The following is a 16,932-nucleotide window of genomic DNA, read 5'->3' as shown; positions in this document are numbered from 1 at the left end:
CGCGCTTGCTTCAAGGCAGTGAAGCGAGCCCCTCGGCGGGAACCGCTTGGCCCCTACCGAGACGCCCTACCCTCACTGAATGGCCTGGTAGGTCAGGTCCAGGCACTTGCGCGCCTTTTCCACCAGTTCGTCGATCTCTTCGATGCTGATGACCAGTGGCGGCGCGATGATCATGGTATCGCCCACGGCGCGCATGATCAGGCCATTGTCGAAACAGTGCTGGCGGCAGATCATGCCGACCCCTTGGCCTTCGTAGCGCGCCCGAGTGGCTTTGTCCTTCACCAGCTCGATCGCACCGAGCATGCCCAACCCGCGCACTTGGCCCACCAGCGGGTGGTCGGCCAACTCGCGCAGGCGCTTTTGCAGGTAGGGCGCGGTTTCTTCGCGGACCCGCTCGATGATCTTCTCGTCGCGCAGGATACGCAGGTTTTCCAGGCCTACCGCAGCCGCCACCGGGTGACCGGAGTAAGTGAAGCCATGGTTGAAGTCACCGCCTTCGCCGAGCACCTTGGCCACTTCGTCACGCACGATCACACCGCCCATGGGGATGTAGCCAGAGGTGAGGCCCTTGGCGATTGTCATCAGGTCGGGCTCAAGGCCATAGTAATCGGTACCGAACCACTGGCCGGTTCGACCGAAGCCGCAGATCACCTCGTCGGCGACGAACAGGATGTCGTACTTGGCCAGAATTTCCTTGACCTTCGGCCAGTAGGTCTGCGGCGGAATGATGACACCTCCGGCTCCCTGGATCGGCTCAGCGATGAAGGCGGCGACATTGTCCACGCCAACCTCAAGAATCTTCTGTTCCAGCTGCTCGGCCGCCCACACACCGAATTCGGCCTCGGTCATGTCGCCGCCTTCGCCAAACCAGTACGGCTGCGGGATGTGCACGATATCCGGAATCAGGCCGCCCTGCTGGTGCATGCCGCTCATGCCGCCCAGCCCCGCACCGGCCACGGTGGAGCCGTGGTAACCGTTGATGCGGCCAATGATGACCTTCTTGCTCTTCTTGCCCTTGATCGCCCAGTAGTGACGAACCATGCGCAACACGGTGTCGTTGCCCTCGGAACCGGAGCCGGTGAAGAACACATGGTTCATGCCTTGCGGGGCCACGTCGGCAATCGCCTTGGCCAGTTCCAACGCGGGTGGGTGCGCGGTCTGGAAGAACAAGTTGTAGTACGGCAGTTCCTTCATCTGCCGGCAGGCCACGTCGGCCAGCTCGTCACGACCGTAGCCGACCGCCACGCACCACAGGCCGGCCATGCCATCGAGGATCTTGTTGCCTTCGCTGTCCCACAGGTACACGCCCTTGGCCGAGGTAATGATACGCGGGCCTTTCTCGGCAAGTTGTTTGACATCGCTGAAAGGTGCCAGGTGATGGTCACGACTCATCGCTTGCCAGGCAAGGGTCTGCGAATTCTTTTCACTCATCGACTTCTCTCCATCAATATACGCAGGCGGGCTGCGCGGATACTTTTCTATATGCGGGATCGGGCAGTTTTCAGGCGGACTTCAACATCAGTTGGCGCAGCACCGAACGTTGCCGGCAGGCTTTTCCAAACGACTGGAAGATCGTCAGGTAATGTGGGTTTTCCAGCACCTGAAACTCCGGGTGCCATTGCACGGCCAGGGCAAATCCCTTGCTGCCTTCCACCGAGATCGCTTCCACCAGGCCATCCGGTGCAAGCGCTTCCACCCTTAACCCAGGCGCCAACACATCTATGCCCTGGCCATGTATGGAATTGACATCGATGATCGCCGGCAACCCCATGCGGTCCATCATGCCGCCTGGCTGTATATGCATCGTGTGGCGCGGGCCATATTGCTTTTCCATGGGTTCATCCTTGCCCTCGCGGTGGTCCATGAATGAACCCGTCTCATGAACTTTCTGATGTAAGGTGCCACCCAGCGCAACATTCATCTCTTGGAAGCCACGGCAAATGCCAAGTACCGGAACGCCTGCCGCGATGGCTGCACGCATGAGCGGTAAAGTCGTGGCGTCGCGCACAGGGTCGTGATGAGTTCCCGGTGCACTGGCTGGGCCGTTGTAATGGAAAGGTTCGATATTGGACGGCGAGCCGGTAAAGATCAGCCCATCCACCGTGTCGATTATGTCGGCGGTATCCATCAAGTCAGCGAGACTGGGAATCACGATTGGTAAACCACACGCCGCCTTGGCCGCAGCGCGCGCATACTTCTCGCTGATAATCTGGGTCGCATGCTGTTCAATCATGCGGGTGCATGCTGTGATGCCAATAACGGGCACACGTGGCATATCATCCTCCGGCAAATCAGTGTTGGGAGTTATATTCAAACTTGTTGAATAGAGGGTGCAGCGTCATGACTTGGCTATTGGCACTTACAAGAACCAGCGATATTCGCGAGCACTGATGTCATTGAGAAAATCCAGTTGCTCCTGGTATTTGTTTTCGCAGTAGACCATCACGAACTCACTGCCTAGCCCCTCGTTGACCACCGGATGGTGGCGCATGGCGGCTATTGCGCTCAGGGCATCCTTGGGAAAGTCGATACCGCTCTTGCGGTTGTCGTTCAGTGGCGCAATGGGTTCGATGCCGCGATCCAGGCCATGCTCCATCCCAGTCAGGATGGCCGCCAGCACCAGGTACGGATTGGCATCGGCGCCGGCGAGCCGGTGTTCGATACGCACGTTGCGCGAGTCGGACTCGGGAATGCGAATGCAGGCGTCGCGGTCTTCGAAGCCCCAGCTCGCAACGCTGGCAGCGTTGACCATGGCCCCGTAGCGGCGGTAGGCATTATGGTTGGGTGCGAAGATCGGCATGCAATGGGGAAGCAGCTCCAGGCACCCGGCCACCGCATGGCGCAAGTTGCGCTGTTCGCGACCGGCGAGGATGTTGTTGCCAGCGTCGTCGTACAGACTCACATGCACATGCATCCCGCTGCCCGGGGCGTCCAGGTATGGCTTGCTCATGAAGCTTGCACGATAGCCATGCTTCATCGCGACACCGCGAGTGCTGCGGCAGAACAGCGCCGACCAGTCCGCCGCGCTCAGCGCATCGTCGCTGTGGGAGAAGTTGATTTCGAACTGGCCAGGGCCAAGCTCCGCCGTGATGACGTTTGCCGGCACGCCCTGCTCGTTAGCGACATCGACCATCTCATGCAGTACGGACGAAAATCGCGACAACCGTTCGATATGCATGTTCGGCTGATCATCTTCATCGTCAGTCGCGGTATCGCGCGGGAACCGCGGCAGGCCGTCCTTGAGCTTGCGATCGAACAGGTAGAACTCAAGCTCGAAGGCCACGACCGGGCGGATGCCGCGCTTGGCAAGACGTTCGACGACACGGGCCAGCACTTCACGGGGCTCGAACTCGATAGGATTTGCAGTGCCGTCCGAAGTCATCAGCATCTGTGCGATCACTTCCTTTTCCCAGCGCACCGGTCTCAACGTCCCAGGCACCAGGCGCCGTGCTGCATCCGGGTCTCCATCGGCAAAGCAGTAGTCACCAATCGGGTAGAGGCCACCCTGGGTGCCCAGCAGTACACAATTCTGCGGCACCTTCAGCGGGGCGCCGGCTGCGACTTTCTCGAGCATGTCCATTGGGTATCGCTTGCCATAAAAGTGCCCGGGAATATCCAGTGCAATCAGGTCGACATACCGTACTTCTGGGTGTTCCGCTCGGAACGAGCGCACTTCAGTCAACAGATCCGGAAAGATGAGACTCATCTTCTTATCCTTGTGATGTGAACGAATTCAATTGAATACCCAAAGCACGCGGGTGGGCTTGTCCGTCAGATTGGCGTAACGCAAGTGCGCGTGGGGTTGCAGCTGGAAGCTGTCGTTTGCCTGGAGTGTCACGGCGTCGCTGTCGTCCAACCACACCGTCAGGTCACCCTCGAGCACGAAGCAGCCCTGTTCCGAACGGTCGCTCAGGTACTGCTCGCCACTGGTCGCACCCGGCTCGAGAAGGCTGTCGAGCATGGAGAAGGCGCCAGCGATAGTGGGCGAAGCGAGCGCATCGGTAATGCCCGAGCCGAAGTACAACGTGCGTCGCTCATGAGGGCGAGTCACCCAACTGACGGCGCGAGGCTTGCTCAGGTTATAGAAGTATGCGGTGGAAACGCCGAGCGCTTCGCTGATTGCGGTAAGGTCCGCCACGGTGGGACGGGTAGCACCCTGCTCGACCTGGGAAAGGTAGCCCACCGAACGATCAGCGCGCTCAGCCAGTTCGCTCAACGACAGGTTCTTGAATTTGCGCAGGTCGTGAATAAGGATCGCCAGGGCCTCAACCTCTTCGTGCATCTTCATCGCTTAGAACCACCGTGAATTTTTTAGACTTATTTTTCATGAAAAAATACATGAAAAAATTCACGAGTCAAGCGACGTGTCATTTTCTGGCCAAGGGCAAGCCCACTCCAATCCTGTAGGAGCCGGCTTGCCGTCAAGAAGCCCGACACTGATGCGCAGTGCAACCTTTGCCGCAAAGCTCAACAGGCATCGCAGAGAGAATGCCGAGCAAGTGCGACGTTTAGCCCTTCCACCCGCTGTAGTCCCAATCCTACGAGTCGTGTCGACCCGCGTCTGACATACCTGGGAATCCCTTTCCCGTAGTGTTTCCAGTGATTGCCACGGCGCAGGCTTCGCGCCTAACCAGCCCATTTCCCGGACTTCGGTTCCGTTCCCTGCCGTGTTCGCGCGACGGACAGCAGTCGTTTTCGCTACGTTTTCCCAAAGGAGGACAGGGATGTTTGCCGCCGCGAACCAGACCCATTTCAGCTTGCACATCGACGGCCTGGAGCACGATTTCCAGGTCCTCGCCTTCAACGGCACGGAAGCCATCAGCCACGCCTATGCCATTGACCTCGAGCTGGTCAGCGAACGCCCTTCGCTGGACCTGGAACGCCTGCTGCACAAACCCGCCTTCCTCCAGCTCGACGACAGCGGCCGCGGTCTGCACGGCCTGATCCATCGCGCCGTCAAGGGCAAGTCCCTGGCCAGCACCGGCATGAAACTGGCCCAGAGCGGCCAGGCCGCGCTGCAACAGGTGCAACTGCCGACGCTGCCGACGCTGAGCCCTCCCGCCAACCCGGGCAAGCGCCCGCTGGGCAGTGAGGTGCTGGCATGAGTGGCGAATCCAAGCAACGCGAAGCGCAAGTCGCGGTCGCCCCACTCAACACCATCGACGCCAAGGACGTGGGCCGCGGCGCCGCCGCCTTCGACGCCTGGTTGCAGTCGGTCAGCAGCGGCTACGTCACCCTCGAACGGATCAAGACCGTGGCCGGTGCCTTGCCGGTGGTGGGCAACATCATGGCCCTGGTCGACGCCCTGGGCGATGTGGTCACCCTGGTCAAGAGCAAGCACCGCCAGGTGCTCGACTGGGTCAGCCTGGGCATCAACCTGATCGGCGTATTGCCAGCGCCGCCGACCATGGCCGCCGCCCGCATGAGCTTGCGCCCGACCTTGTTCCTGGTCCGCCAGGAGCTGCGCAACAGCGCCAAGATGCTGCTGGGCGACTCGCTGATCACGGTGCTGATGGGCCACCTCAACGCCACCATCGCCGGGACCCTCGACGACTTTGTGACCCAGGCACAGCCAAAGATCGCCGGCATTCTCAAGGACGCGGGCGATCTGGGTACCAAGGTGACTGGCGAAATTGCCACGGGCCTGGAGAAAGTCGTGCTCGGCCAACTCGACGCCCAGGGCGACAAGGCGGCGGCGAGCAAGCAGATGGCAGCCGCCAGCGACCAGTTGCTCAACGACCCCAAGGCGGCGATCAGCAACTTCTTCGGGGCGTCCGTGTGAGAAGGATGGTACTCATGGGAATAGTCTCAATTCTACTAAACCCGCTATTGGATATACCTTGAGGGATGAAGACGATCATAGCGTTCTAAACTACGGTGAGACTACTATGGGTAAACGCAGGTATACAGAAAAATATCTCAAGGAAAATAACGCATATATGCAGGAGGAGGCATCGGGGACAAAGTGGGAAATGCATGCGTGGCAGCATCAGCAGATATTGGATTACAAGGCTGTAAGTAAAGACGGCAAAAGACCTCCTCTGAATAAAAGCGATTATTAAGGTGCCGTATGATTTTTAGCACTTCAAGTGAACAACATGTTATTGTCGGAAATGCCGCTCAAATTGCTCGAAAAAGAGTAAAAGATGTACTGGTAGAGACTCTGTCTGATGTTTCGCTAGAATGTGGCGCGAACTCGTGGACGTTCATTTCAATTTTAATGCCAGACGAGCGAGTCATTGACTATCCCGAAGTGAAGAAGTACCACAAGGCGCGTAAGGTTATTGAAGTTCGTGTTCAAATACCTGTCAATGAGTTCAAAGAGGCGGATGAGTCAAGGCAGGTGAGCTTAATGCTTGATGCCGTGCTTCGCTCAATCGAAATGATGAAGGAAATAAAGAGTCTGAAGATTACCGAGAGCGATGTTCTTGTGCTTAAGGATTCAGTTAACAAAGCCCGTGCGAAGTTAAGTGGCTAATTAGTGTCGCGCTAGACTAGGACGGCGTGGTCAACTGGTCAAAAGCAGGAACCGGCAACTGCTGGACTTGGTTGGGCAAGGTGCTAGGCAACTTTTGCCTACGACGGCAATGGCAAGCTGATCCAGGCCATCAATGCCGACAGCAAGCTGCAATGGTTCCATGACGAAGCGGGCAACCTCACTCGCGAGCATCAGTACTACCTCAAGACCGCTGTGCCGATGGTCGCGGTGTGGAGGCACGAGTACGACGCGCTGAACCTGCGCACGGCGACGATTCGCCCCGATGGCCATAAGGTCAGCACGCTCACCTACGGCAGCGGTCACGTGCTGGGCATGACCATCGACCAGCATGAGCTGCTGGCCTATGAGCGCGATGCTCTGCACCGTGAGGTGGTCCGGCACCAGGGCAACCAGCTGATGCAGACCCAGGCGTGGGACCCGGCGGGTCGCTTGCAGGCGCAGTGGCTGGGTAGCCACGACGGCAAGTCCACGTTGCTCAAGCGCCAGTATCAATACGATGCCATCGGCCAGCTGACCAACATCCACGACACCCGCCGTGGTCACCTGGCTTATCAGTACGACCCAGTGGGCCGTCTGCTGCAAGCCACCAGTCGCCTGGGTGTCGAGACCTTCGCCTTCGACCCGGCCGGCAACCTGCTGGACCAGAAGACCCAGGAACTCAACCACCCGCTGGAAAGCGACCCGCGTCGCAACAAGCTGATGGACAACCTGCTGCGCGAGTACGCCGGCACGCATTACCAGTACGACGAACGCGGCAACCTCATCCACCGCCTGCATAACGGCGACAAGGCCCGCCTGACCTGGGACCTGTTCGACCGTCTGGTCCGCTTCGACGATGGCAAGCTCAGCGTCGCGTACAGCTACGACGCCCTGGGCCGTCGCCTGCACAAACACTCGACCGCGCATCACTACGACGATCCCCGTGCGGGCAGCGGCTGGAACCAGATGCAACGCGCCAAGCGCCAGCGCGAACTGGGTTGCGGTTACACGCTGTACGGCTGGGATGGCGACAACCTCGCCTGGGAAAGCTCGCCGCCGCAGGACGAAGGCGAAACCGGGCGGACCGTGCACTACCTGTACGAACCGGACAGCTTCGTGCCCGTTGCGCAGGCGCTGCGCAAGGCACCGATTCGCCTGTTATGGCAGCCGGACTGGCGTGGACGCGAATACGACATCGACCAGGACCCGCTGTGGCAGCACGAAGTGAAACCGCAGCCGATCGATGCGATTGCCTGGTACCAGTGCGATCACCTGGGCACGCCGATGGAGCTGACCGACCACCACGCAGAGGTGGCGTGGGCGGGGCAGTACAAGGCGTGGGGGGAAGTGAGCGAGGTGCGCTCGGACTGGGCCAAGCAGGTTGGGATGAGCAACCCGATTCGCTTCCAGGGGCAGTACCACGATCATGAGACCGGGCTGCATTACAACCGGTATCGGTACTATGATCCGAGGGTTGGGCGGTTTGTGAGCCAGGACCCGATCAGCTACGGTGGAGGGTTGAATCTTTTTGAGTACGCACCGAACCCCATCGGTTGGCGCGACATGCTCGGGCTTGCAAGAGATTGCCAGCTTGGAACTTACGGGAGTTTAACCAGCAAACCCAATAGAGGAGACAAGTTGGATGCCCATGAGTTTGTGAGGAATGAGTTGCTGGAGCAAATGCGTCTGACGCCTGAGGGGGTTAGAAATAAAGCGAATCCTTCAATTGCCATACCAAAAACCATGCATCAGCAAGTTCACAGAAATGAGAACAAGCTTGCTGCTGAGCACTTAGGGCTTGGCCGGGATGAGTTTCAATATGATACAAACGGACGTCCTAGTAGGCGTCAGATGGATATTTGGCAGGGAGCGTTGCGAACATCAGGCCTGCCGGCCTCTCGAGCCCGGCAGTTAAGGCAGGAAGCGGAGCAGTTCTTGTCGAACTGTCCTTGTACGATTTGATTTGGAGGTGTGGGATGTTTAATGAATTGACTTTTGAAGAGGGCGAATTTGATCTGCGTAAACCTTATCTAGGCGGTGGGGCGCACCTACCAGGCTCCATAAGCTGGCCTTTAGACCGTCAAGGCAACCCTAAGCTCCACTTAGCGTGTTTTCCGCTTTCCTTTTTGGCTGAATACAGTGATGTCAAGCTGGATGGTGCTAAGTTGGCCTCTGTATTTGTACCCTACTCTAAAATGAGTGATGACTATATTGATGAGGTCATGGAGGAAGGAGGAGATGTGTTGATTTATTCTCCGGGCGCGCAGCCAATTTATGGCTATGGTACGGATTTTTTACCGCCAAGATTGATTTCTGTTGTCAAAAATCAAGGCGAAGACAGTAATGAAAATGGGATCGCAAAGATTGGTGGGACTCCATGCTGGCTCCAGGATGAAGAATTTACGCCAGGAATGAGCTATGTCCTACAGATTAATAGCTCCCGCTTGAATAAAGCGGTTCCTTCACATAAGGGAATTCTTGTAGGTGGTATAGGGACACTGCTACTCGGGAGGCTAGATGGCGAAGTGCAAGGTAGATTTATAGTTCAAACGACTTGATGTTTATTTAATCGGGCTTTGGTGATGTCGGATTATAAGGTCTCCCATTCTGGTGTCGCTGGAGTCAATGCGCCCCTTTATATGAATTTAATGCGTGAAGGGGCTGCGCTACCGAGGGATCCTTGGCAAGGGTTTTGGTCATAACATCACGTCAGAATGTATAGCGCAATTCTGTTTTCGACAGATCTATATGTGAGGAATTACGCAAAAAAAGATAGGCTACAATATATTTAGCGGACTTCTTGAAGTCTATCACTATGCATTTGCACGAAAAAGCAATGTGCTTTTTTGGGTGGTGATTTTAAGAGTGTTCGGGAGTACATTGATCTTTCTCGTTTCCGCAGGACTTTAGGCCAAAAGTACCTGGTACTACTACGATATCCAGGGCCATCTGTATCACATCCGCTACCCGGACGAACGCTCCGAGTGGCTGTTCCGCGATGAGCGCAAGAAGCTCCTGCGCCACGTGCACGCCGATGGCAGCGAAGACCGCTACGACTACGACGATCAAGGCAGCGTCATTCGCCATATCCGTGCCGACCACAGCAAGACGCACTTTGCCTACGACGACCGTCGTCACCCGATCAAGATCCGCGACGCAGAAGGCGGCCTGTGGCTGCGTGATTACGACCGGAAAGGCAACCTGGTCGAAACCACCGACCCGCTGGGCAACAAGACCGAATTCACCTACACGCCTTCGGGCCTGGTGAAGGCGATCAAGGATGCCAACGGCAACGAGAAGAAGCTGGCGTACAACGCGGCGGACCAGCTGATCGAGTACACCGACTGCTCGGGCAAGACCAGTCAATGGGAGTACGACGACGTCGGTCGTCTGGTGCTGTTCACCGATGCGGCGGGCAACAAGACCACCTACACGTACAAGGCCGGTCAGCTGGCGAAAGTCACCCACCCCGACAACACCGAAGAGCGTTTCGAACGCGATGCCGAAGGCCGCCTGTTGGCCCACGTCGACGCGCTGGACCGCTGCACCACCTGGTCCTACGACGCGGCCGGCAAACTGGTCGAACGGGTCGACGCCAACGAGCACACCTTGCGCTACCGCTGGGACAAGCTGGGCCGCCTGATCGGGCTGGAGAACGAGAACGACAGCAAGGCCACGTTCCTGTACGACCCGGTCGGCCGCCTGCTGGAAGAAAAGGGCTTCGATGGTTTGGTCACCCGCTACCAGTACGACCCGGACAGCGGTCGACTGGCCAGCACCCAGGTCGGTCAGCGTCTTACCCAGGTGTCCTTCGACGCCGTGGGAAGGATCGTTTCCCGAGTCGCCCGCCAGGGCGACCAGCGCCAGGAAGAAACCTTTGCCTACGACGGCAACGGCAAGCTGATCCAGGCCATCAATGCCGACAGCAAGCTGCAATGGTTCCATGACGAACCCTGTGGAGTGGATTGATCCTCTTGGATTAGCGAAAAAGCAGCCAGTAAGACTCGTTAATGGCTGTCCAATTATCGGTACTGGGCAGAAGACTGGTGGTGATGGTCATGCGCAACTGTCCGAAGATATTGCTCTGCAGATGGCTAATAGTGGTGATTATGAGAAAGTTGGTGTTAACGTAGCAGTCAAGACCGTAACAGGTGTACCAACTGATCCTATTACTCGTCCAGATGTAACCGGGCTTCGTAAAGATGGTAGTGTGGATATTGTTGAAGTACCATCTCCGACTGACCAACTGACTAGGCTTGAGGCGAAGGGAAGAATAACTCTACAAGGCCTCAGGGCTCGTGCAGGGGACTATACTGCTACTGGAAAAACGTTAAGGAAGAATTGAGTATGGATTATTACTGTTTTTTGGTGGCTCATTCTGTTTCAGATGTCAAAACAAATCTGCTGTCAGTTTACCCTGATGTAAAACGATGGATTTCTGAGCGTGGTGACGTTGAGCGATCTGGCGGCAGTGGCGGTAAGGTTGTGAAGTTTAATGAAAAAAAACATTTACAAGACTTGAGCTTGGGGAAGTTAGAAGCAATAGAGTTATATTCTGAGCGCAAGTGGAGAAAAGGTGAGGTTAGTGAGGTGCTGAACTCTGATTTTTCCGTGGTTTTTTCTAACGGTACGGGCTTAATGCTCTCTGCTAATAAAGAAAAAATTCGATTAAGTGACCTCCTTGACTCATTTTTGATGATGGGTCATGTTGTTGAAGCATATGACTACGCCTATGCATATGTCGAGACTCACGCATATGGTACCGGGTATGCGAGAGGTATCTATATGCCTGATGAAATTCATCCACTTATGTGGGGGCGACGATCTGAGGCTGGGGCTTGGATGAAAAAACAATGGTCCAATGACACGGGCTCATATATTCGAGATATTTACCAACTGAATATGTACTCAAGCCGGAAGATTGAGGCCTTGCCGCACGATAAACGGCAGGCTCTCACCCAAGCGATGGAGCGGTATGGCGAATGCTCAGTCCAGAAAGGTTTCTCCGTGTGGGCGTTAGAAGACGCTGAGCTTGAGATGGCTCGCGAGTATCTTAAAGGTTTCAAACTACTAGCTTCTTACCTTTAATAGGAATTAGTGGGTTGCGAGGCTCGCCATTGCGCCAATATCACTTTCATCTACCTCGGTAATTGGAGGGCGGCGCTTGAAGAGAATGTATCGTTCAATGAGTCACCTGCTTGCTGGATTGATCTGTTGGTGGGGTATGTGAAATTGCTTCTGGCTGGGCGGAGCAAGTAGACAGTAAGGAATTTTCTATTTGTCTGTTAGATTGTATTCTGAATGGTCGCTTAACTGAATGTAAAGGCGCGTTTGTTAGGGGTGTGGTTATGAGAGTGAGCTTGCAGGAAAGGTAAGTAGGCTGGTTGAAAGGTCAAAAATTATGAGGGTATATGGTCTAGTGAAAAACCAGACTTGACAATCTCTAGCAACTTGAGCGTTTTGGAGAAAGCATTAGCTGGAATTAGGACAATGTAGATATCGGTAGGACCAGCTGGATGGTCGTAGAAACCTGAGCACGGTGAGCCTTCGCCCCGATGGCCATAAGGTCAGCACGCTCACCTACGGCAGCGGTCATGTGCTGGGCATGCCCCTTGACCAGCATGAGCTGCTGGCCTACGAGCGCGATGCTCTGCACCGTGAGGTGGTCCAGCATCAGGGCAACCAGCTGATGCAGACCCAGGCGTGGGACCCGGCGGGTCGCCTGCAGGCGCAATGGCTGGGTAGCCACGACGGCAAGTCCACGTTGCTCAAGCGCCAGTATCAATACGATGCCGTCGGCCAGCTGACCGACATCCACGACACCCGCCGTGGTCACCTGGCCTATCAGTACGACCCGGTGGGCAACCTGCTGGGCCAGAAGACCTAGGAACTCAACCTAAACGCTGGTGCACGCCGAGCCCCAAGGCGGTGTACAGTACCCCCACGAAAATCCCAGGAGCCTGACAATGACCGCAACGCTGTCCCCCCTGAAAATCGACTGCGATTTCGATTCCGGCAACATCCAGGTACTGGATGCCAGCAACCCGAGCCGGGTGCACCTGGCCATCCGCCCGGACACGCACAGCGGCCATTTCCAGTGGTTCCACTTCAAGGTCAGCGGTCTCACGCCCGGCCAGGTCCATCGCTTCAGCCTGGACAACGCTTCGCAGTCTTCCTACAAGAACGCCTGGAGTGGCTACAACGCGGTGGCGTCCTACGACCAGCAATCCTGGTTCCGGGTCCCCAGCCAGTTCGATGGCAAGGCCCTGTCATTCGAAGTGAAGGCCGAACAGGAGCAGATCTGGTTCGCTTATTTCGAGCCCTACCCCCGCGCCCGTCACAACCAGCTGATCGAACGCGCCCGGCAGATTCCGGGAGTCGAGCTGCTGGCTAGCGGCCGCAGCGTGCAGGGCCGCGATATTCCGTTGCTGCGCGCAGGCGATGGCGCTGCAAACAAACGCAAGTTGTGGCTGATCGCCCAGCAGCATCCGGGCGAGCACATGGCCGAGTGGTTCATGGAGGGTGTGATCGACCGCCTGCAAGCCAACGACGCGGTGGTGCAGCAACTGCTGGCCAAGGCAGACCTGTACCTGATCCCGAACATGAACCCCGACGGCGCCGTCCTCGGCCACCTGCGCACCAACTTCAAGGGCAAGGACCTCAACCGGGCCTGGCAGGACGCCAGCGTCGAGCTCAGCCCAGAAGTGTTCTTCGCCCAGGCGCAGATGAAACAGTACGGCGTGGATGCGTTCATCGACGTGCATGGCGATGAGGAAATTCCGCATGTGTTCACCGCCGCCTGTGAAGGCAACCCAGGGTACACGCCGCGGCTGGCGAAGCTGGAGGCGCAGTTCCGCAGCACGCTGTGCAGGGTGACGCCAGACTTTCAGACCGAATATGGCTATACCCGTGACGAACCGGGGCAGGCCAATACGACCCTGGCGTGCAATGCGGTGGGCATGGCCCATGACTGCCTGTCGCTGACCCTGGAGATGCCGTTCAAGGATCATGACGATGCGCCCAACCCTGAGACCGGATGGTCGGGGGCGCGGTCGAAAGCGTTGGCCGGGGCAGTGTTGGAGACATTGTCGAAGATGGTCGATGATTTGCGTTGAGGTTGTCGGCGTCCTCGCCGGCCAGCCGGCTCCCACGAGGCTGTGGGGGCCGCAACAGCGGTGTCAGAACTGCACGTCCAGCACCACATTATCGATGTAAGTCGCCGCCGGCGGTGTGGCCTGGTCGGTGTATACCTTAGCGTTGTAGTTGAAGACCTGGCTCCCGGTACCAGTCCCATTGCCCGGGTTTATGTCGGCATCGCTGCTCGAACGCCGGGCGCTGCTCAACGCCCCCCAGCGCACCGCACCGGCACTTTTGAAGATGTCGTACGCCAGGTAATTGTTGGCGCTGGATTTCATCCGGCGCCGTCCGCCCGATACGTTCTGCCCGTCGTCCAACCCTACCGTGTAGCTGCTGCCCTTGGTACAGGACAAGCTCACGCTCTGGCTAACCGTGCCAAACCCACTCACCACCGGCGCGCTGGCGAAACTGATGTTGGGTGTGGTGATCTGGCAGTCGTTGCTCACGGTCAGGCTCACATTGAGCGACCTGCTGCCACTACCGGAATCTCGCCCCGCCAGGCACAGGCCGCCGACGGCGACCCCCACGCAATAATCCCAGTTCCAGGAAAGGGTCAGGGTTTCCTGGTACAAGCCTGCCGCCACATTGCTGCCGATCTGGGTCCTGAAGTACAGCGGCACGGTTTTGGGCGCAGTGCTGCCAAGCAGCCCGAGTGCTTCGAGGATGCCCTTGGGTGCGAAGTCGAACGCTGGTGTGCCGCGGCTGATGGGATAGGACGTAGTGTTATCGCCATAGATCGTATAGGGGATGACATCCCCCGTCGGCCCAACCAGACCGGTCGTCGACGATGTGATCGTGAGATAGAAATGGTCAGTGGTCGACAGCAGCGCCAACAAAGAGCCCGTGCATTGAAGCCCGGCATTGGTTGTGGAGGCACTCTGCACGACGGTGCGTACCAGGGTCGAGTTGACCGTGCCGAAAGCAGCGGGCGCGGTCGATACCAATGTGCATCCCGCCCAGGCAGGCCCGGTCGACACCAGTGCGCACGACAGCAAGCCGCCAAGTCTCACCTTCATCGGCACACCAGTGGGCCGATCAGTGGAATCGAGCCCTCCCCTTCAGGCAGATCGAATTCGACCTGACATTGCCCGCCCCCTTCCAGGTCGACGCGCAGGCGGTTGTGCGGCGACAGATTCTCCAGGTACACCAGGCCATCCCAGCCGACCACCGCCTGTCCACCGCTTTGCTGGTGGGTCACACGGCTGCCCAGCTTGAGTGCCTGCTGGCCAACATCGACCAGTTCGATGCTCGCCGCCATCACCCGCTTGAGCTGAAATTCCAGCAAATAGCCGCTGCCTCGCCGCACCGCTACTCGCTGCTCCACCTCTGCCGCCAGGATGTCCGGCGGCAGGTTCATGGGGTCGATCTCGTACTTGCCGCGGTAGTAGCCGCTGCCATAGGGCACCAGCAGGTGGCCGTTCCGGTCGGTACGGCCCACCTCCTGGTTTTCGTAGCGCACGGGGATATCGGCATAACCGCCGGTGCTGACCACTACGAAGGCATCGTCGATGCGGTTGGCGGCGAACAGGCCGGCGTCCATCCACACCAGGGAACCGGTGGCATCTGCCCAGCGGGTCATCGCGCCACTGCTGCCGTAGGCCCCGACCTGCAACTGCACCGACTGCAGGCGCCAGGTCACATCGGCTTGGCGGTAGGCGTCGCGGTCACCGCCCGTGGCGTACCCCAGGTTGTAGCCAACTCCACCGCCCAATGGCACGGCGCGGCTATAGTTCACGCGTTGCAGGTCTTCGCCCTGCTGACTGCGCTCGGTACTCAGGGCCAGGGTTCCGTGCAGGTCGAACGGGATCACCAGCTGGGCCTGCACTGCCCACTGGCTGTCGCCTATCTCGCGATTCGCCGACAGATACAGGCTGCTGTTGCCCCAAAGCGGCTTGCTCCAACTCAGGTTGAGCAGGCGGGTCCGTGTGCCATCGCCGGCGCGCACATCGAAATAGCCGGCACCGAGGCTACCGTACCGATTCAGGTTCAGACTCGCGGTGACCTGCTCGCTGCGCTGACTCAACTGCATGTCCGGGGTATCGACCCGTGACAGATCAGCATAGCCGCCGTGACGCTGCAAGCGCTGATAATTGAAGCCCAGCCGCTGGCTGTTGAATTGATAGCCGAACGCGACCTGATGGCCTTTTTCCCCCTCGAACTGGCTTTGGGCCAGGGCCGCATTGAGCACGCCGAAGTTACCCAGCCGCATGTTCCCGCCCAAGCCACCGAGCAACAGCGATTCGGCGATCTCGACATGGCTTTCCAGGGTGAAGCTGTCGGAAACGCCATGGCGCAGGCTGGCTGAGGCGACGCCTGGGCCATAGCTGAAGTCGCGCACGCCATAGTCACGGCGCAAGCTGCCAGCCGCCACCGAAAAATCCGACAGGCCTTTCTGCAACAAGGTGCTGGTGACATAGAACGGCAAGGTGGTGGAAACCTGACGGCCGAGTGCGTCGGTGGTGACTACCACGGCCTCACCCGCACCGTTGATGAAAGGCACGTTAGTCAAGGTGTAGGGGCCCGGTTGCAGCTCGGTGGTGCTGCTCTTGTAGCCGTTGATGAAGAGGTCCAGCGACGTCGGCACTGCTGCTTCACCGGCAAATGCCGGCAGTGGGTAGGTGACCAGGTCCGGCCGGGCGCCGAAGTCGCGCGACACCTGCACACCGCCGACGCGCACCGATCCGGTCCAGGGCAAAGCACCGGTGACCAGGTCACCGGCATCGTAGGTCAGCAGGCGCTGTTCGTCGGTGTAGCGCCATAGGGTGTCATAGCGCAGGAAACCCTGACGGCTGTCATCGCCTGGCATGCGCTGGAACGACTGACGCCACTGGCCGGTGGTGGCAAACGAGCCCCAACTATCGAACAAGCGCAGTTCATTCCAGGCAGCGAGGTAGGTACCACCCTCATCGGTATCATTAAGGTAGAGGTCGTAGTTGAACAATGCGCCGAAGCTGCTGCGGGCGTCGCTGGGTGGATACAGGTTGCGATCGCCGACCTGCTGGTCTGGCAGCCATGCGGGGGGCACTTGCAGCATAAGGCGCTGGTTCTGACTGTCGTAATCGACGTGAAGGCTCTGCACGGCATCCAGCTCCACTTCCCCTTGGGGGTTGCCCGGCAAGTCGATACCCGCACTGCGAAGCACGTCGCTTTCCAGATAGAGACGTCCGTTGCGCTGCTGGACCGGTACCAGTTCAACCCTGGGCACTTGGTTCACCCATACATCGAGGTACAACGTGGCGTCGGCGACGGCAGCCATCTCCGTGGGAGGCGGCGGCAGGTCGTCGGCCACGCCGAGGTTGGGGCTTAACACAGCAGCC

General features: G+C 58.2%; 13 protein-coding genes and 3 pseudogenes. 10 read left to right on the top strand and 6 right to left on the bottom strand.

Going from position 1 to position 16,932, the window contains the following annotated elements; all coding sequences use genetic code 11:
- Positions 1-72: 72 nt before the first annotated feature.
- The 4 genes from P3R38_RS08680 to P3R38_RS08665 all read right to left on the bottom strand — a co-directional run bounded on the left by P3R38_RS08680 (position 73) and on the right by P3R38_RS08665 (position 4,288).
- Positions 73-1,431 (bottom strand): aspartate aminotransferase family protein, encoded by a 1,359-nt coding sequence (locus P3R38_RS08680; protein WP_104881965.1) that lies wholly within the window; start codon positions 1,429-1,431, stop codon positions 73-75.
- A gap of 70 nt (positions 1,432-1,501) precedes the next feature.
- Positions 1,502-2,275 carry a gamma-glutamyl-gamma-aminobutyrate hydrolase family protein gene (locus tag P3R38_RS08675; protein ID WP_277686999.1) on the bottom strand — a complete coding sequence of 258 codons (774 nt, stop codon included), beginning with the start codon at positions 2,273-2,275 and terminating at the stop codon, positions 1,502-1,504.
- A gap of 84 nt (positions 2,276-2,359) precedes the next feature.
- Positions 2,360-3,706, bottom strand: coding sequence for a glutamine synthetase family protein (locus tag P3R38_RS08670; protein ID WP_027907633.1), 1,347 nt, complete (start codon positions 3,704-3,706; stop codon positions 2,360-2,362).
- Between the two features lie 27 nt (positions 3,707-3,733).
- A complete protein-coding gene (locus P3R38_RS08665; RefSeq protein WP_186599149.1) occupies positions 3,734-4,288 on the bottom strand; it encodes an XRE family transcriptional regulator in 555 nt (184 codons plus the stop codon).
- Positions 4,289-4,724: 436 nt separating this feature from the next.
- Here P3R38_RS08665 and P3R38_RS08660 point away from each other — a divergent pair.
- From P3R38_RS08660 to P3R38_RS08615, 10 genes and pseudogenes are all read left to right on the top strand, one after another.
- Positions 4,725-4,970: pseudogene (locus P3R38_RS08660) on the top strand (type VI secretion system tip protein VgrG); the annotation flags it as partial.
- A 131-nt stretch (positions 4,971-5,101) separates the two neighbouring features.
- Entirely contained in the window at positions 5,102-5,782 is a 681-nt protein-coding gene (locus tag P3R38_RS08655) for a hypothetical protein (protein ID WP_252189437.1), read from the top strand.
- A gap of 288 nt (positions 5,783-6,070) precedes the next feature.
- On the top strand, positions 6,071-6,478 hold the full coding sequence (locus P3R38_RS08650) for a hypothetical protein (RefSeq protein ID WP_277686998.1): 408 nt from the start codon (positions 6,071-6,073) through the stop codon (positions 6,476-6,478).
- 90 nt (positions 6,479-6,568) lie between these two features.
- Positions 6,569-8,056: pseudogene (locus tag P3R38_RS08645) on the top strand (RHS repeat-associated core domain-containing protein); the annotation flags it as partial.
- Positions 8,057-8,454: 398 nt separating this feature from the next.
- On the top strand, positions 8,455-9,036 hold the full coding sequence (locus P3R38_RS08640) for a DUF1963 domain-containing protein (protein WP_177429818.1): 582 nt from the start codon (positions 8,455-8,457) through the stop codon (positions 9,034-9,036).
- A gap of 361 nt (positions 9,037-9,397) precedes the next feature.
- A pseudogene (locus P3R38_RS08635) lies at positions 9,398-10,429 on the top strand (RHS repeat protein); the annotation flags it as partial.
- Entirely contained in the window at positions 10,422-10,823 is a 402-nt protein-coding gene (locus tag P3R38_RS08630) for a hypothetical protein (RefSeq protein ID WP_277686997.1), read from the top strand. The pseudogene P3R38_RS08635 and the gene P3R38_RS08630, both read left to right, overlap by 8 nt.
- A gap of 2 nt (positions 10,824-10,825) precedes the next feature.
- Positions 10,826-11,566, top strand: a complete 741-nt coding sequence (locus P3R38_RS08625; protein WP_277686996.1) for a hypothetical protein — start codon at positions 10,826-10,828, stop codon at positions 11,564-11,566.
- A 451-nt stretch (positions 11,567-12,017) separates the two neighbouring features.
- The gene (locus tag P3R38_RS08620; protein WP_347176209.1) at positions 12,018-12,365 is read left to right on the top strand and encodes a hypothetical protein; all 348 of its coding nucleotides are present in this window, start codon (positions 12,018-12,020) and stop codon (positions 12,363-12,365) included.
- Positions 12,366-12,444: 79 nt separating this feature from the next.
- Positions 12,445-13,593, top strand: a complete 1,149-nt coding sequence (locus P3R38_RS08615) for a M14-type cytosolic carboxypeptidase (RefSeq protein ID WP_023379716.1) — start codon at positions 12,445-12,447, stop codon at positions 13,591-13,593.
- Positions 13,594-13,656: 63 nt separating this feature from the next.
- On the opposite strand, the gene P3R38_RS08610 is transcribed toward P3R38_RS08615, so the two are convergent.
- Positions 13,657-14,631, bottom strand: a complete 975-nt coding sequence (locus P3R38_RS08610) for a spore coat U domain-containing protein (RefSeq protein WP_023379715.1) — start codon at positions 14,629-14,631, stop codon at positions 13,657-13,659.
- Complete coding sequence (locus P3R38_RS08605; RefSeq protein ID WP_277687203.1) at positions 14,628-16,925, bottom strand: fimbria/pilus outer membrane usher protein; 2,298 nt, start codon at positions 16,923-16,925, stop codon at positions 14,628-14,630. The genes P3R38_RS08610 and P3R38_RS08605 overlap by 4 nt, the downstream gene beginning before the upstream one ends.
- Positions 16,926-16,932: the final 7 nt, after the last annotated feature.

This window comes from Pseudomonas sp. NyZ480 (genome assembly GCF_029537255.1).
GTDB classification, from domain to species: Bacteria; Pseudomonadota; Gammaproteobacteria; order Pseudomonadales; family Pseudomonadaceae; genus Aquipseudomonas; species Aquipseudomonas taiwanensis.
Note: the sequence above shows the minus strand (reverse complement) of the source record. Positions and strands in the feature narration are given on the sequence as shown.

What these genes read in the sequence shown, in the direction of transcription:
- P3R38_RS08680 (WP_104881965.1), bottom strand. Translation starts at nt 1,431, where the DNA reads ATGAGTGAAAAGAATTCGCAGACCCTTGCCTGGCAAGCGATGAGTCGT.
- P3R38_RS08675 (WP_277686999.1), bottom strand. Translation starts at nt 2,275, where the DNA reads ATGCCACGTGTGCCCGTTATTGGCATCACAGCATGCACCCGCATGATT.
- P3R38_RS08670 (WP_027907633.1), bottom strand. Translation starts at nt 3,706, where the DNA reads ATGAGTCTCATCTTTCCGGATCTGTTGACTGAAGTGCGCTCGTTCCGA.
- P3R38_RS08665 (WP_186599149.1), bottom strand. Translation starts at nt 4,288, where the DNA reads ATGAAGATGCACGAAGAGGTTGAGGCCCTGGCGATCCTTATTCACGAC.
- P3R38_RS08655 (WP_252189437.1), top strand. Translation starts at nt 5,102, where the DNA reads ATGAGTGGCGAATCCAAGCAACGCGAAGCGCAAGTCGCGGTCGCCCCA.
- P3R38_RS08650 (WP_277686998.1), top strand. Translation starts at nt 6,071, where the DNA reads ATGATTTTTAGCACTTCAAGTGAACAACATGTTATTGTCGGAAATGCC.
- P3R38_RS08640 (WP_177429818.1), top strand. Translation starts at nt 8,455, where the DNA reads ATGTTTAATGAATTGACTTTTGAAGAGGGCGAATTTGATCTGCGTAAA.
- P3R38_RS08630 (WP_277686997.1), top strand. Translation starts at nt 10,422, where the DNA reads ATGACGAACCCTGTGGAGTGGATTGATCCTCTTGGATTAGCGAAAAAG.
- P3R38_RS08625 (WP_277686996.1), top strand. Translation starts at nt 10,826, where the DNA reads ATGGATTATTACTGTTTTTTGGTGGCTCATTCTGTTTCAGATGTCAAA.
- P3R38_RS08615 (WP_023379716.1), top strand. Translation starts at nt 12,445, where the DNA reads ATGACCGCAACGCTGTCCCCCCTGAAAATCGACTGCGATTTCGATTCC.
- P3R38_RS08610 (WP_023379715.1), bottom strand. Translation starts at nt 14,631, where the DNA reads ATGAAGGTGAGACTTGGCGGCTTGCTGTCGTGCGCACTGGTGTCGACC.